Below are 13,902 nucleotides of genomic sequence, written 5' to 3'. Positions count from 1 at the left end.
CACACAAGCTCCCAACCACAGACACCTAGGAGATAACCCGCCATCCGGGATGGCAGGAAAACCAAACCTTAACTGACCAGGCTCACCGCCCTCCCCTGCTGGGTTGCCGGCGTGCCAAGCAACACCTCGGCGGCGGCGCGGGCACTCTCGGGCCGAGCCGAGTGGCTGCACAGGTAATAGCGCACATCCGGGTAACCGAGCAGGTCATAGGGACTGCGCAGCGCCACGACGATCAGTTTCTCCACCTCGCGGCTGAGTCGGCGCACCAGGGCCTGGGCCTCCTCCTGGGCGAAATCCTCCCCAGGCAGGGGGTGGTTCTCGGTCACCACCAACAGCCAGCCGTCTCCCAGGCTCTCCAGCTGATCGACCATGACGGCGCGCACCAGCCGCTTGCCCCGGCTCAGGGCGGCGAGGAAGTGATCGAAGGCCGGCTCCTTCTGATTGGGGCCTATGCCCCTGGGGTTGGTGAGGTTGTGATAGCTGGCCGCCGGGGTGGCGTTGAGCACATAGAAGGGGGCCTCCCCCAGCTCGGGCACCTGACGCAACCAGGTGAGGGCCGCTCCGGCACAGCCCATGGCCACCTGCTGGTTGCCCGCCATGTCGATAGGCTGATAGCGCGCCATGGGCACCAGTTTGGCGAGCTTGAAGGCGACGATGCGGACCAGGGCGGCATCGATCACCGCCTCGTCCAGATCCCCCGCCGCCACCGCGGCCATGATGCCGTGGATCATGGCGAACTGCTTGTCGAGGTAGGCGTCGCTGTGATCGTAATGCTCCTCCGAGAGCATGATCATGGTGATGCCCGCCTTGAGCGCCTGCACCGCCGCCGTGGCGGGGGAGTAGTGATGGACGATGGCCCCCATGTTCATGCTGTCTGAGATGATGATGCCGTCAAAACCCATCTCGGCGCGCAGCAGATCCTGCAAGATGACTCGGGAAAGGGTCGCCGGGTGGTCCCCGTCAATCTGGGGGTAGAGGATATGGCTGGTCATGATGAGATCCACCCCGGCATCGATGGCGGCCTGGAAGGGGCGCAGATCCTGGGCACGCAACTCGTCCAGGGACTTGTCGACCCTGGGGATCTCCCTGTGGGTATCGCCATGGGTATCCCCGTGCCCCGGGAAGTGCTTGCCGCTGCCGCAGATGCCGCCCTGATGCAGACCACGCACCGCCGCCGCCGCATGGAGTGCCACCTTGGCGGGCCTGTCACCGAAGGCCCGGGTGTCTATGATGGGAGAGCCTGGGTTCAGATTGACGTCGCAGCAGGGTCCCAGGATGCAGTTGAAGCCTGCAAAGCGCATCTCTTCGGCCATGACCCGATACATGCGCTCCGTCTCCTGCCCCGTCTCGGCCACGCCGAGGGCCAGGTTGCCAGGCCCTGTGGTGGACTCTCCCACCAGCACGCCCCAGGCCCCCTCCTGATCCACCCCCAGCAGCAGGGGCAGGCGGTCCTGCTCGCTCCCTATGCTGGCCAGCTCCCGGGTCAACTGCCGGGCTTCGGCGAAGGTATCGCCGTTGTCCTGGCTCAGATAACAGCCCCCCAGGTTGTATTCGGTGATCATGGGGCGGATCTTGTCGGCCGACTTGCCGGGGAAGGCCAGAATAAACAGCTGACCCACCTTCTCCTTGAGACTCCAGCCGGAGATGATGTTCGCCACCTTGGGATCTATCTTCATGATGTTGTCCTTAACGCTATGATAATAAAGTTATTTTTTGCGAAGCTGCTTGAGCTGCCCCATGGTGAAGGTGACGGCGACGATGACGATGATGCCGCGCAGGATCAGCTGCTGATCCACGTTGAGCCCCATCAGGATCAGGCCGTTGTTGACCATGCCCATGATGAGGGCGCCGATGACGGATCCCACCACCATGCCCTTGCCGCCAAAGAGATTGGTGCCGCCGATGATGACGGCGGCGATCACCAGCATGAGGTCGTTCTCCCCCAGGGTGTAGCGGGCGCTCTGCAGCCGTCCCGAGTAGAGGATGCCGGCGAGGGCGGCGAGAAAGCCGTTGAGCATCAGCACGTAGAGCTTGATGCGGTTGATGTTGATGCCCGAGTACATGGCGGAGATCTTGTTGCCCCCCGTGGCCAGCACCTGCTTGCCAAAGCGGGTGTTGCGCAGCACCAGGGCCCCGATGACGGTCACCAGCAGAGCCCAGATGAAGAGCACAGAGACGGGCCCTATGTCTCCGGAGCCGAAGATGAACACATAGAGATCGTTGTCGATGGGAATGGACTGGAGCGAGGTAGACCAGCGGGCGACCCCTGTGATGATGCCGGTCGTCCCGAGCGTCACCAGGAAGGAGGGGATGCCCACCTGGGTCACGAACAGGCCGTTGATGGCCCCTATCATGGTGCCCACCAGCAGCGCCGCCGAGACCGCCAGCAGTATGCTGTCCGTCTCCTGCAGGGTCAGGGCCGAGACGATGGCGCTGAGGGCCACGGTGGCGCCGAAGGAGAGATCTATCTCGGCGGCGCTCAGCACGAAGGTCATGCCCACCGCCATGATGGCGATGGTGGCGGTCTGGCGCGCTATGTTCATCAGGTTGACGGCGCTCAGGAAGCCCTTGTCGTGGAGCACCACGGAGAAGAACACGAAGATGCCGACGAACACCAAGTAGATGATGTAGTCGCGCCAGTTGATGCGGCTCCCCTTGGGGGCCGGCAGGGTTAATTCTTTCATCCTTGACTCCTCGTTTGTCATTGAACCGCCGCCAGCAGCGTCTCTTCATTCATTCGCCGCCCTTCCAGGCAGGCGACAATGCGTCCCTTGTTCACCACGTAGATGAGATCGCAGAAGCTGGCGACCTCGGCATACTCGCTCGACACGAAGATGGCGCCGTTGCCTTCGGCGACATAGCTGTCCACTATCTTCATGATTTCGTACTTGGCATGGATATCGATGCCGAAGGTGGGATCATCGAGCAGCAGCACCTTGGCCTCGGTGGAGAGGCACTTGCCTATCACCACCTTCTGCTGGTTGCCCCCCGACAGGAATCGCACCGACTGGTCGGGGCCGCTGGTCTTGACCCCCAGGCTCCTGATCTGGGCGCGCACCATGGCGTCTCCCTTGGGCTTGTCCAGACTCAGCCCCTGGCTGAGGCGGTCGTAGGCGGCCATCAGCATGTTGTCGGCCACGGAGAAATCGAGCACCAACCCCTGGCTGCGCCGCTCCTCGGGCACCATGTTGATGCCATGGGCGATGGCCTGTTTGGGAGAGCGGATCCGCACCGCCTTGCCCTCGATGCGGATCTCGCCGGCCTGGATGGGGGTCAGGCCATAGATGGCCTCGAGTATCTCGGTGCGGCCGCTGCCAAGCAGGCCCGCCAGCCCCACCACCTGGCCCGGCATCACCTTGAGGGAGATGTCGTGCAGCTGCCCGTTGCAGACGCCGTCCAGCTCCAGCAGGGGAACAGCATCGGCGCTCGGGGCCGGGCGTGGCCAGCTCAGGCTGGTATCCCCCTTGCTGCCGAGCATGGCCTCGACCAGAGACGCCACGCTGGTGTTGCTGGTGTTGGTGGCGAGCACCGTATGGCCGTCCCGCAGCACGGTCACGGCATCGCAGACCCGCATGATGTCGCTCAAGTAGTGGGTGATGTAGATGATGGACATCCCCCGCTCCTTGAGGGTGGCTATCACCTTGAACAGCTCGTTGATCTCGTTGTTGGACAGCGAGGCGGTTGGCTCGTCGAGCACCAGGACCCGGGCATTCTGGGCCAGGGCCTTGGCTATCTCGACAAACTGCTGCTGGCCGACGCTCAGGCGCCCCACCTCGCAGGCCGGATCCAGCGTCACCCCCAGCATGGCCAGCAGGGGCCCGGCCCGGCGTATTCTGTCCCGGTTGGAGATGAGAGACCCAGGCTCCCCGCCACCGGCCAGGAAGATGTTGTCGGCCACCGACAGGGTCGGCACCAGGCTCAAGTCCTGATAGACCATGGCAATCCCCTCGGCCTGGGCCTCTTTCGGGCTGGCGAAGCGGCAGGGCTTGCCAAACAGCAGCACCTCGCCGCCATCACGGCCATGAAAACCGTTGAGCAGCTTGACCAGGGTCGACTTGCCCGCGCCGTTCTGGCCGACGATGGCATGCACCTCGCCCCGCTTGAGGCGAAACGACACATCCTTGAGCACGGGGATGCCGTCAAACCCCTTCTTGATACCGCTCGCCTCGATGGCGTACAGCTCCATGTGATGACTCCTTCCCTGTGATGGGCGTGATGGCCGCCACGGCGGCGGCCCCTGGGATTACTGGCTGAGTGCCTTGGTCACGGCGGCGGGCGGATCCCGGCGCAGGGCCTGCTGCCAGGCTTCGGCCAGATTGTCCCGGGTGACCGCATCGGCGGAGACGGTGACGAAGGGCGGGGTCCGCTCCCCCAGCTTGGCCAGGGTGCCCATGGTGGCCAGGGTCTGGCCGAGATCGTAGGGCAGGTCGGTCACTATGCCGGCCACGTTGCGCCCCTTGGCCATGTCCAGGGCATTGGCAGCCCCCAGATCCATGGTGATCACCTTGATGTCGCTGCGCCCGGCGGCGCGGGTCGCGGCCACCACCCCTTCGGCGATGGAGTCCCAGGGGGCATAGATGGCCTGGATGTCCGGGTGCTGGGTGATGAGGGCCGAGGCCACCACCTCGCCGTCATTGGCGTTGGCGATGCCCTGCTTGGCGAGGATCTGGACGCCGGGGTGGCGCTTGGCCAGATGGGTCAGCACCGCCTGATCCCGCTGGTTGGTGACGTAGTAGTTCGCCTCGTGGTAGATGAAACCTATCTTGCCCTGCTCCCCCACCGTCCTGGCCAGCATGTCGGCGGCCAGTCCCCCCATTTCGAACAGATCATCGGTGACGATGCCGGCGTAATCCTTGCCGTATTCAAACCCCGTCGGCAGGTTGCTGATCAGCACCAGCTTGCTGCCCTGCTGCACCGCGGGACGAAAGGCGGCGGCGCCGGAGACGGGATCGACCACCAGAGTGAGAATGATGTCGGGAGCCATGGCCATCACGGTTTCCACGTCCGTCTTCTGCTTGTTGGCATTGAACTCGGCATCGGTGACAGCCACCACCTTGACGTTCAACTCCTGGAACTTGTCCTTGGCCCCCTTGATGAGGGCACTGGACCAGTCCGAGGTGGTGTGCATCAGGATGGCGGCCGTGTAGTCCTGGGCCCTCACCTTTTCCTGCTGGGCCGGGGTGAGTGTTACCTGGGTATAGGGGGTCGGCTGTTCACCGTTCGGCCCGAGGGTGGTGGTGATATCGGCGCCGTGGGCCGGGGTGCCCAGCAGCAGGGTGGCGATCAGTCCCGCCAGTAAACAGTGTGAGCGCATTGCCAACATGGTATTCTCCCTATATCCATTGAGTGGTCTGTAGGTATTATCTAGGTGTTTTATAGCCATTAATGAGACATACCTCACTAAAGCGCGGCTTGTTTTCGGGATCCGCCTCACAAAATGTTTATTAATTGTTAATTACCCATAAAAATAAACCTGGCTGCCTGGGTATTTCTTGAGTGAACAGGCGGCAACACAGGGGCGGAAAACCGGACGGATCAGGAGACACGGGCGAGATGAGAGAGGCAGGACTGGATCGGACATGAGCAACAAGCTGACCCCCACAGACGAGCAGGGACTCTGCCATCGACTGTTGGCGCGCAATGACATCTATTTCATCAGCTTCGATGAGCAGGAGCAGGTGGTGGCATCCAGCTATCCGGTGGATACCCTGACCCTCAGCCGCCTCGACGACCTGGTGTTTCTGGTAGGACCCGATCACCTGAGAGCCATCCGCCAGCGGATCCGGGCCAACCTGCCCCCCCTGCAGTTCGAGATCCTCAACCTCGCCTTCGAGCTGTTCGCCCACGATGGCACGGACGGTGTCCGCATCTGGTGCCTGCAGATCAAGCCGAGCGAGGACCAGGATGCCTCCGCCATCGAGCAGGATCACCGTCTCATCAACGAGCTGGGCCACTCCCTGGCCGCACTCGGTGACAACCCGGCGGCCTCCGGCGAACCGCGTCTGCAACTGATCGCCCGCCACCTGCCCGAGGTCGAGCAAAAGCTCGCCCAGATCCAGGATCCGGCCCTCAAGATGTGCCTGGAGCTTATCCGCACCAGCATGGAGAACAGCCTGCAGGAGGAGGGAAACCAGCGCCTGCTGGCGGTACTGACCCCCTCGGAACTGCAGGTGGCCGAATTTATTCGCAGCGGCATGTCCAGCCAGGAGATCGCCAGCGCCCTCAATGTGGCGCGCAAGACGGTGGAAAATCACCGCAACAGCGTGCGCATCAAACTGGGATTGGCCAATCGCGGCGTCAACCTGCGCAACTATCTGCTCAGCCTGGAGAAATAGCGTGTGCGGCAACAGGGTCGGGGCAGGCCAGCCGCGGGGTCAAGCTGCGCAACTATCTGCTCAGCCTGGAGCTGCTCAGCCTGGAAAAATAGCGCGCGCGGCAACAGGGTCGGGACTGGCCAGGCGCGGGGGCAAGCTCAATGTGGACAATGGCCCACTGCCCCACTGACTGATAGTGATCGGCGCAAAGGAGAACTGCATGCAACAAGTCGTCTATGTCGCCAATCCGCTCAGCGGGTTGATCCATGTCTTTGCGCTGAGCGAAGAGGGGCTGACCCCCTTGCAACAGGTGCAGACCGGGGACCAGGTACAACCCCTGGTCATCAGCCCTGATCGACGCTGGCTCTATGCCGGGGTACGGCCCGACTTTCGCGTGCTGAGCTATCCCATCCTGGCCGATGGCCGACTCGGCGAACCGGCGTCGGCGCCGCTCGCAGGCAGTGCCTCCCATACCTGCACGGATGGGAGGGGGCGCCTCTTTTTCGCCGCCTCCTACGCCTTCGACCATGTCAGCGTCTCCGCCATGGACGAGACGGGCCGGGTGCAGGCTCCCCACCAGCGTCTCGACGGCCTGATGGCCGCCCACTCGGTGACCTGGCTTGCGGGGAAAGAGGGGGCACAGGAGCTGCTGGTAGCCTGCCTCAAGGAGGATGTCATCCGCCGCTTCGCCCTGAACGATGACGCTCGCCTGGCTCCCCACCCCCAGGGCGACATCCATACCGCCCCCGGCGCAGGGCCGCGTCATCTCGCCCTGCACCCGGGCAACGGCGATCTCTACTGCCTGAACGAACTCGATGGCACCCTCAACCGTTACCAGAGGGAAGCAGATGGCCGCATCCGCCCGCGGCAAAGCCTGGACATGCTGCCGGCAGGCTACCAGGGGGAGCGCTGGGGGGCCGACATTCACCTGACCCCGGATGGCCGCTTTCTCTATACCAGCGAGCGGGCCAGCAGCCTGCTCACCCTGTTCGGCGTCGACGAGAAGGACGGCACCCTGACCCCGCTCGGCCACTTCCCGACCGAGTCCTGTCCCCGCGGCTTTGCCATCGACCACGGCGGCCGCTGGCTCATCGCCACCGGGCAGCAGTCCCGACAGGTCGCCCTGCACCGCATCGATCCCGGGAGCGGCCAGCTCGAGCTCATCGCCCGCCATCCGGTGGGGGAAGGGGCCATGTGGGTGAGGGTGCTGATTCTGGGCAAGGGCATCCAGGGAGCCCGGGCCGCAGAAATGGACGCGGCGCCTTGACAAGCGCCGCGTGTGGAGAGGATCCGTTCAGGGTTATCGGGCCGTGTTGAGCTCATCATCCGGCCAGTATTTATAACCCTGCATGGTGGCCTGCACCGCCACCCCCTGCTCGGTGAGCTGATACATCTTCACCTTCTGGAAATCGGCGTTGGCCGCCTCGCTGACCACCACCTTGCCATCGTCCGCCGACTTGGCGGCCAGATCCGCCTGGGCGCTGGCATCGAAGCCGGTCGTGATGAAGCGATCCAGGGCGGCAACATCGTTGAAGATGATCAACGCCTGGAATTTCTTGATCCCCATGCCGATCCCCATCCCCGCCGTCGCCATCTTCATATAGGTGTCACGGCCGGTGCGGTTGTCACGGAGCACACCGTAACCACTGCCCGCGCTGAGCAGCAGCAGGTTGTTGTTCACATTGGTAAAAACGGCATAGCCTCGGGATCTCGCCACTTCCTGTCTGATGTTGGGATCCTGTCCATACAAGGTGGAGAGCGCCTGCTGACGCATCTGCAAGATGCTGTTGCGCTGCTCGGCCGGGGTATCCCCCTTGGCGGCGCAGCCGACGAGCAGCAGCACGGCCAACATCTGAATCCATTGACGCATTTCATCACTCCTTTTCGTCTCACTCCCGCGATGGCCAGAGCCCCTCTCCCCTGTCATCCGGGGCAAGGGGCAATCTGGCCCCTTCTCTGCCACCATTCCTAGCCCTTGGTCACCTCGCCGAGAAACTCGGTGAAGCGCAGCCAGGACTTGGCATCGGCGTCGGCACGGTAGTTGGCGCCACCCAGCACGCTGAAGGCGTGGGGGGCGCCGCTGTAGCTGGTCGCCTCATGGTTGACCCCTGCCGCCTCCAGCTCGCCGATCAGGGTCGCCAGATCGGTGAGGGAGACGGCCTCGTCGGCGCTGCCATGCTGGATCAGCAGCCGCCCCTTGGCCTGCTGGTAGTCCTGGCCCTGGGGGGTGGTCAGGCCGCCATGGACGCTGACGATCCCCTTGAGGCTGGCGCCGCTGCGGGCCAGCTCCAGCACGGCGGCGCCGCCAAAGCAGTAGCCAATCGCCACCGCATTGTCGAGCCGCCCCCCCTGTCTGCCCGCCTCGGCGAGCCCTTCTTGCAACAGCTTGCGCATCTTGGCCCTGTCCTGATACAGGGCTCCGGTGAGCCGCTTGCGCTCCTCCACCTCGGTCGGCCTGACTCCGGCACCGAACAAGTCCACCGCGAACACGCTGTAGCCGAGCCCGACCAGCATCTCGGCCCGTTTCACCTCATATTCCGTCAACCCGTCCCAGTCGTGAACCACCACCACCAGGGGGGCCTGCTTGTCGGCGGCGGCCAGGTAATAGCCCTCGAAGGGCTGACCATCGACCTGGTAGCGCACCACTCCCGCCTGGGCGGCAGCCCCCCATATGAGCCCAAGCAGGGCCAGCATCCCTCTCGTCTTCATCTTCCTCTCCTTGACTGTGAACGACGCCCCTGAGTGTAGTCGCCAGCATCCCAGCCGTGACGATGCCCCCGGTGCCCGGCCCGGCTCCTCATGCTCGCCCCCTTCTTCCGGTGTCGCATACCTTGACCACAGCACTTGGCACCAGGGAGCGAGCAAAAGCGGAGATCAGGGCAGCGCCCCTGTGACGCCACTTTCTGGCTCGCCATTCAGCTGCCGTCAGCTTGCCAGGGCGAGAATGGCAAACCATGGGCCACTCTTATAAAAAAACTGCGCTATGACACTGACCACCCTCAACTTCAATGGTCGCAAACACTACTATCTGATGATCAATGACGATCTCCATCTGCCCAGCTGGATCCTGGACAAAACCAGTCATACCCGGCAGTGCGAACGACAGGGAAGCAGCCTCTTCTGGCACCATTCTCCCAGCAACAGCCTCTGCAAGCTGGTCCCCGACAAGTACCCTCGCTGGACCCTGCGCTGGTTCTGTCGAGACCTGCTCGGCAAGCGGCTGATCGGCCATATCGATGCCCTCCGGGAATGGCGCAGCAATCGCCTGCTTCGCCAGGCCGAGCTCAAGGTGGTGCCCTGCACCGCTGCCGGTCTCGCCCTCAATCCCCTCAACCCGCTCGGCTCCTTTCTCGCCGTGACCTACCTGCAGGATCACCAGTCTGGCGAAACCTATTTTCAGCACGCCGACGAGGCGGGCAGACTCGCCCTGCTGCGTCAGATGGCCAGGGACATCTTCCGGCTGGCCAGGCGCGGCTATTACCACAGGGATCTCCATCTCGGCAATCTGATGCAGGCGCCTTCCGGTACCATCGTCTGGATAGATACCCATGTGCGCCGCCTTCCTCTGCTGCGCGCCCAGCGCAGGCAGGCCCTGATCGCCTCCCTTGAGCCGGGCAAGCTGTTTGGCCAGGCGTATCGCGACTACCTGCTCAACCAGCTGGAACAGCTGGACCGTGCCCACCAGGCCACATAACCGGTCTCGCCCGGGCGAGGCAGTGCGTCCCGGCGGGACGTAATGCAACAAGAAGAGGCCACCCTGGGGTGGCCTCTTGTCATCCTTGTGGTGGACGAATCGTCGCTCAGTCCTTGGCGGACTCCATGGCACCCTCTTCGGAATGCTGGGGCAGGATGAGGTTGAGCAGGATGGCGGCCACCGAGGCCAGACCGACACCGGCCAGGGCGAAGTCGCCAATCTTCATCTCCAGGGCGCCGACGCCCACGGTCAGAGTCACGGCCACGATGGCGATGTTGCGCGCCAGCCCCAGATCCACCTTGGACTCCACCAGGGTCTTGAGACCGATGGCGGCGATGGATCCGAACAGCAGCAGCATGATGCCGCCCATCACCGGCATGGGGATGGAGGTGAGCAGGGCGTTGAACTTGCCGAAGAAGGCCAGAATGATGGCAAACACCGCAGCCCAGGTCATGGTGACCGGGTTGAAGTTGCGGGTGATCATCACGGCGCCGGTCACTTCCGCATAGGTGGTGACGGGGGGACCGCCGATAAAGCCGGCGAAGCAGACACCGATGCCGTCACCAGCCAGGGTGCGGTGCAGGCCGGGATCCTTGGTGTAATCCTTGCCGGTCACGCCGCCGATGGCCAGCACGCCGCCGATGTGCTCGATGCAGGGGGCGATGGCCACCGGCAGCATGAACAGCGCCGCGGCCCAGTTGATCTCCGGAGTCTCGAAGTGGGGCAGCGCCAGCCAGGGGGCATTGGCCATCCCCTCGAAGCTCACCTGCCCCATCAGCACGGCGGCCACATAACCGGCGATGACGCCGGAGAGAATGGGGATGAGCTTGATCCAGCCCTTGCAGAACACGGCCGCAATCAGGGTCACCGCGAGGGAGATGCCCGCCAGGATCAGGGCCGTGGTCGGATCGACCACCTGTTCACTGCCGGCGCGGCCCATGGCCATGTTGCAGGCCACCTGGGCCACCGACAGGCCGATCACCATGATCACGGGGCCAATCACCACGGGGGGCAGCAGCTTGTGTACCAGGCCTATGCCCCGCACCCGTATGATGGCGGCCAGGATGAAGTACATGAAGCCGGCGGCAAACAGGCCAAACATGGTGGAGGGCAGTCCCCAGGTCTGGGTGGCATAGATGATGGGGGCGATGAAGGCGAAGCTGGAGCCGAGGAAGATCGGGACCTGACGGCGGGTGCAGAGCTGGAACAGCAGGGTGCCGACACCGGCGCCGAGCAATGCCATGGCGGGGTTCAGACCGGTGAGCAGGGGCACCAGCACCATGGCACCGAAGGCGACAAACAGGATTTGCAGCCCGGCGACACTTTGCTTGACTAAGGAAAACATGAGCGTCCTTACGATTTTGATGACTGACAGCCAAATGTCACACTTTTCAATCATCACAACATATCTTCAAGGCAAAAATGACACAGAAAAGCGTCAATCGTGACCTTTTACTGCTTGGGGAGGGCAGGAAACTAACCTTTTAGGCGGGATTCGTTGCTACAAGCATCGAGGACGCGATTTTACGCACCTTTCCCGAAAATGCCAATCGTTTGCTCACGAGACAATCTTTTATTTGTCTGTTTCGTGAGCCAGAGACGAACGAGGCGGCCCGAGGGCCGCCTGCTGATCATGAAGTTGCTGCCTAGACCCGGCGATAGGGCAGATAGGTCGGCTCCCACATATGGCTGAGGATGTGCTGTTCCAGATCCTGGCCGATCAGGGGGTGACCCGGATCCCGGCGCACTATGTCCTTGAGCACAGCGGTGGCGACCCGTACCGAGATGGCCCGCAGGGAGCGGATCGGCGGGAAGACGGTGCCACGGGCCAGATCATCCGGGCTCACGCACTCCGCCAGGGCGAAGGCCGCCGTGGTGAACATGTCGGCCCCTATCTCCCTGACCTGACCGACGATGGCCGCCAGCCCCACCCCGGGGAAGATGAAGACGTTGTTGCCCTGGCCGACCCGATAGCGCTCCCCCTCGTACTCGACATCCGCGAAGGGGCTGCCGGTGGCGACCACGGCGCGGCCCTGGCTCCAGCGATAGATATCCGCCGGCAGGGCCTCGCAGTTGGCGGTCGGGTTGGAGAGGGGGAACACCATGGGGCGCTCGCAGTGGCTCAGCATCAGCTGGATATGCTCCTCCCGAAAGGCGCCCCCCACTCCGCTGGTGCCCAGCAGCACTGTCACCGGCACCTGGCGCAACACGTCCGTGAGGCTGGCACGCCCCGCCGTCTCTGTGTCCCACTGCGCGAGCAGGGTCCCCGGCTTGGCGTAGCGGCGCTTGTATTCGTCCAGCCCCTCCCGGTTGTCGCACACCAGCCCCTGGCTATCGAGGATGTAGATGCGATCCCGCGCCGCCTGGGGCTCAAGCCCCTCGCGGATGAGGCCGGCGCAGATCTGATCCGCCACCCCGACCCCGCCGGCACCGGCGCCATAGACCAGATAGGTCTGCTCCCCCAGGGTCTCCCCCTTGGCCTTGACCGTGCCGATGATCCCCGCCAGCACCACGGCCCCCGTGCCCTGGATGTCGTCATTGAACGACGGCAACGCCTGCTGGTAGCGGGCCAGGTTGTTGAAGGCGTTGGACTTGCTGAAGTCTTCCCACTGCAGCACCGCATTGGGGAAATGACGGCGGACCCCGGCCACGAACTTGTCGATGAAGTCGTCATACTCCTTGCCGCGGATACGTCTGTGGGGCTGACCCAGGTACATGGGATCGTCCAGCAGCGCCTGGTTGTCGGTCCCCACGTCCAGCGCGATGGGCAGGCAGCAGGCGGGATGGATGCCCGCGGCCAGGGTATAGAGGGAGAGCTTGCCGATGGGAATGCCCATGCCCCCCACACCCTGATCGCCGATGCCGAGGATCCCCTGGCTGTCGGTGACCACTATGATGCGGATCGCCTTGCTGTCGAAGTGACGCGCCTGGGCCCCCATCTCCTCGACATTGTGCGGCGTGATGTAGAGGCCGCGTGCCTTCTGGAAGCGATGGCTGAACTCCTGGCACGCCTTGCCCACCGTGGGGGTATAGATGATGGGGGTCATCTCCTCCACATGGCGGGAGAGCAGGGCGTAGAACAGGGTCTCGTTCCTGTCCTGCAGCGCCCTCAGGTACTGATACTTCTCGATGTCGCTGCAGGCGCTCTGAAATCCCTGATAGACCCGCTCCAGCTGGGCCTCGAACGTCTGCACCTGGGGCGGCAGCAGGCCATCTAAGTCAAAGTCGGCCCGCTCCTGTTCGGTGAAGGCCGTGCTCTTGTTGAGGTAGCGGTTGTTGAGCAAGTCTGTGCCGGTGAGGGACACGGGGCGAAAGGCGTTGCCTTCTGCATCTTTCCAGAGCAGATATTGTCCAGTAGCCATAGTCATTCTCTTTGATTTACATGAAGTTGCCAGTTGGCAGGAGTGCAAGACCCATAAGAACGCGATCATATGACGTTTGACCATTCGATTTTGTGAGCTCGGCCATACCCTGCGGCCAAAACGCCCTCTCCTGCCGGAACCGGGCCGGGATGGGCTTGCCCCGGCGGGGCCCTTGGCGCAAGATCGGTGCACTTGCCATGCCGCCCGCAGCCCGGCATCCCGGGCGCGGCATGTCCCCCCTATCGACCCCATGGAGCGTCATGAAGATCAAGAGCCCGACCCGCCCGCCTTTTCCCGTGAGTGCCGTGATCCTGGCCGGTGGCCGCGCCACCCGCATGGGGGGCGATGACAAGGGCTGGGTGCCCCTGGCGGGCAAGCCCCTGATAACCCACGTGCTGGAGCGTTTGCGCCCCCAGGTGGACGAGGTGCTGATCAATGCCAATCGCAGCGAGGAGCGTTATCGCGCCCTGGCTCCCGTCATCGCCGATCGACAGGTCGATTTTCAGGGGCCTCTCGCGGGCATGGAGGCGGG

At 63.6% G+C, this 13,902-nt stretch carries 11 protein-coding genes and 1 pseudogene; 4 read left to right on the top strand and 8 right to left on the bottom strand.

The annotated features are described in order from the left end of the window. Positions 1–68: 68 nt before the first annotated feature. Genes BN1119_RS15350 through BN1119_RS15335 form a run of 4 tightly spaced genes read right to left on the bottom strand, consistent with a single transcriptional unit; the run spans position 69 to position 5,323 of the window. Entirely contained in the window at positions 69–1,676 is a 1,608-nt protein-coding gene (locus tag BN1119_RS15350; RefSeq protein ID WP_041999879.1) for a glycoside hydrolase family 3 N-terminal domain-containing protein, read from the bottom strand. Positions 1,677–1,706: 30 nt separating this feature from the next. Further along, entirely contained in the window at positions 1,707–2,684 is a 978-nt protein-coding gene (locus tag BN1119_RS15345) for an ABC transporter permease (RefSeq protein ID WP_084205505.1), read from the bottom strand. Between the two features lie 17 nt (positions 2,685–2,701). Then, positions 2,702–4,186 carry a sugar ABC transporter ATP-binding protein gene (locus tag BN1119_RS15340; RefSeq protein WP_041999872.1) on the bottom strand — a complete coding sequence of 495 codons (1,485 nt, stop codon included), beginning with the start codon at positions 4,184–4,186 and terminating at the stop codon, positions 2,702–2,704. Between the two features lie 57 nt (positions 4,187–4,243). Further along, positions 4,244–5,323, bottom strand: coding sequence for a substrate-binding domain-containing protein (locus tag BN1119_RS15335; protein ID WP_041999869.1), 1,080 nt, complete (start codon positions 5,321–5,323; stop codon positions 4,244–4,246). A gap of 256 nt (positions 5,324–5,579) precedes the next feature. On the opposite strand from BN1119_RS15335, the gene BN1119_RS15330 reads away from it, so the two are divergent. Beyond that, positions 5,580–6,335, top strand: a complete 756-nt coding sequence (locus BN1119_RS15330; protein ID WP_041999866.1) for a helix-turn-helix transcriptional regulator — start codon at positions 5,580–5,582, stop codon at positions 6,333–6,335. Positions 6,336–6,534: 199 nt separating this feature from the next. Beyond that, positions 6,535–7,581 (top strand): 6-phosphogluconolactonase, encoded by a 1,047-nt coding sequence (pgl, locus tag BN1119_RS15325; RefSeq protein WP_041999863.1) that lies wholly within the window; start codon positions 6,535–6,537, stop codon positions 7,579–7,581. Positions 7,582–7,614: 33 nt separating this feature from the next. Here pgl and BN1119_RS15320 read toward each other — a convergent pair whose 3' ends face one another. Both BN1119_RS15320 and BN1119_RS15315 read right to left on the bottom strand, forming a co-directional pair. Further along, a complete protein-coding gene (locus tag BN1119_RS15320; protein WP_041999860.1) occupies positions 7,615–8,184 on the bottom strand; it encodes a lipid-binding SYLF domain-containing protein in 570 nt (189 codons plus the stop codon). A 98-nt stretch (positions 8,185–8,282) separates the two neighbouring features. Then, complete coding sequence (locus tag BN1119_RS15315; RefSeq protein ID WP_041999857.1) at positions 8,283–9,023, bottom strand: dienelactone hydrolase family protein; 741 nt, start codon at positions 9,021–9,023, stop codon at positions 8,283–8,285. Between the two features lie 274 nt (positions 9,024–9,297). Between BN1119_RS15315 and BN1119_RS15310 the strand changes: the two genes are divergently transcribed. Further along, positions 9,298–10,008 (top strand): lipopolysaccharide kinase InaA family protein, encoded by a 711-nt coding sequence (locus tag BN1119_RS15310; protein ID WP_052448076.1) that lies wholly within the window; start codon positions 9,298–9,300, stop codon positions 10,006–10,008. 106 nt (positions 10,009–10,114) lie between these two features. Here BN1119_RS15310 and BN1119_RS15305 read toward each other — a convergent pair whose 3' ends face one another. Both BN1119_RS15305 and BN1119_RS15300 read right to left on the bottom strand, forming a co-directional pair. After that, positions 10,115–11,353: a uracil-xanthine permease family protein gene (locus tag BN1119_RS15305; RefSeq protein ID WP_041999854.1), complete on the bottom strand. Its 1,239-nt coding sequence runs from the start codon at positions 11,351–11,353 to the stop codon at positions 10,115–10,117. 301 nt (positions 11,354–11,654) lie between these two features. Next, positions 11,655–13,370 carry an NAD-dependent malic enzyme gene (locus tag BN1119_RS15300; RefSeq protein ID WP_041999851.1) on the bottom strand — a complete coding sequence of 572 codons (1,716 nt, stop codon included), beginning with the start codon at positions 13,368–13,370 and terminating at the stop codon, positions 11,655–11,657. Positions 13,371–13,630: 260 nt separating this feature from the next. Here BN1119_RS15300 and BN1119_RS15290 point away from each other — a divergent pair. After that, positions 13,631–13,902, top strand: a pseudogene (locus tag BN1119_RS15290) (NTP transferase domain-containing protein); the annotation flags it as partial.

Source organism: Aeromonas bivalvium, assembly GCF_000819765.1.
GTDB lineage: Bacteria > Pseudomonadota > Gammaproteobacteria > Enterobacterales > Aeromonadaceae > Aeromonas > Aeromonas bivalvium.
This window is presented reverse-complemented; position numbering and strand designations above follow the sequence as displayed.

Bases quoted from the DNA above. Each gene is read 5' to 3' on its own strand.
- BN1119_RS15350 (WP_041999879.1), bottom strand. From the start codon at position 1,676: ATGAAGATAGATCCCAAGGTGGCGAACATCATCTCCGGCTGGAGTCTC.
- BN1119_RS15345 (WP_084205505.1), bottom strand. From the start codon at position 2,684: ATGAAAGAATTAACCCTGCCGGCCCCCAAGGGGAGCCGCATCAACTGG.
- BN1119_RS15340 (WP_041999872.1), bottom strand. From the start codon at position 4,186: ATGGAGCTGTACGCCATCGAGGCGAGCGGTATCAAGAAGGGGTTTGAC.
- BN1119_RS15335 (WP_041999869.1), bottom strand. From the start codon at position 5,323: ATGTTGGCAATGCGCTCACACTGTTTACTGGCGGGACTGATCGCCACC.
- BN1119_RS15330 (WP_041999866.1), top strand. From the start codon at position 5,580: ATGAGCAACAAGCTGACCCCCACAGACGAGCAGGGACTCTGCCATCGA.
- pgl (WP_041999863.1), top strand. From the start codon at position 6,535: ATGCAACAAGTCGTCTATGTCGCCAATCCGCTCAGCGGGTTGATCCAT.
- BN1119_RS15320 (WP_041999860.1), bottom strand. From the start codon at position 8,184: ATGCGTCAATGGATTCAGATGTTGGCCGTGCTGCTGCTCGTCGGCTGC.
- BN1119_RS15315 (WP_041999857.1), bottom strand. From the start codon at position 9,023: ATGAAGACGAGAGGGATGCTGGCCCTGCTTGGGCTCATATGGGGGGCT.
- BN1119_RS15310 (WP_052448076.1), top strand. From the start codon at position 9,298: ATGACACTGACCACCCTCAACTTCAATGGTCGCAAACACTACTATCTG.
- BN1119_RS15305 (WP_041999854.1), bottom strand. From the start codon at position 11,353: ATGTTTTCCTTAGTCAAGCAAAGTGTCGCCGGGCTGCAAATCCTGTTT.
- BN1119_RS15300 (WP_041999851.1), bottom strand. From the start codon at position 13,370: ATGGCTACTGGACAATATCTGCTCTGGAAAGATGCAGAAGGCAACGCC.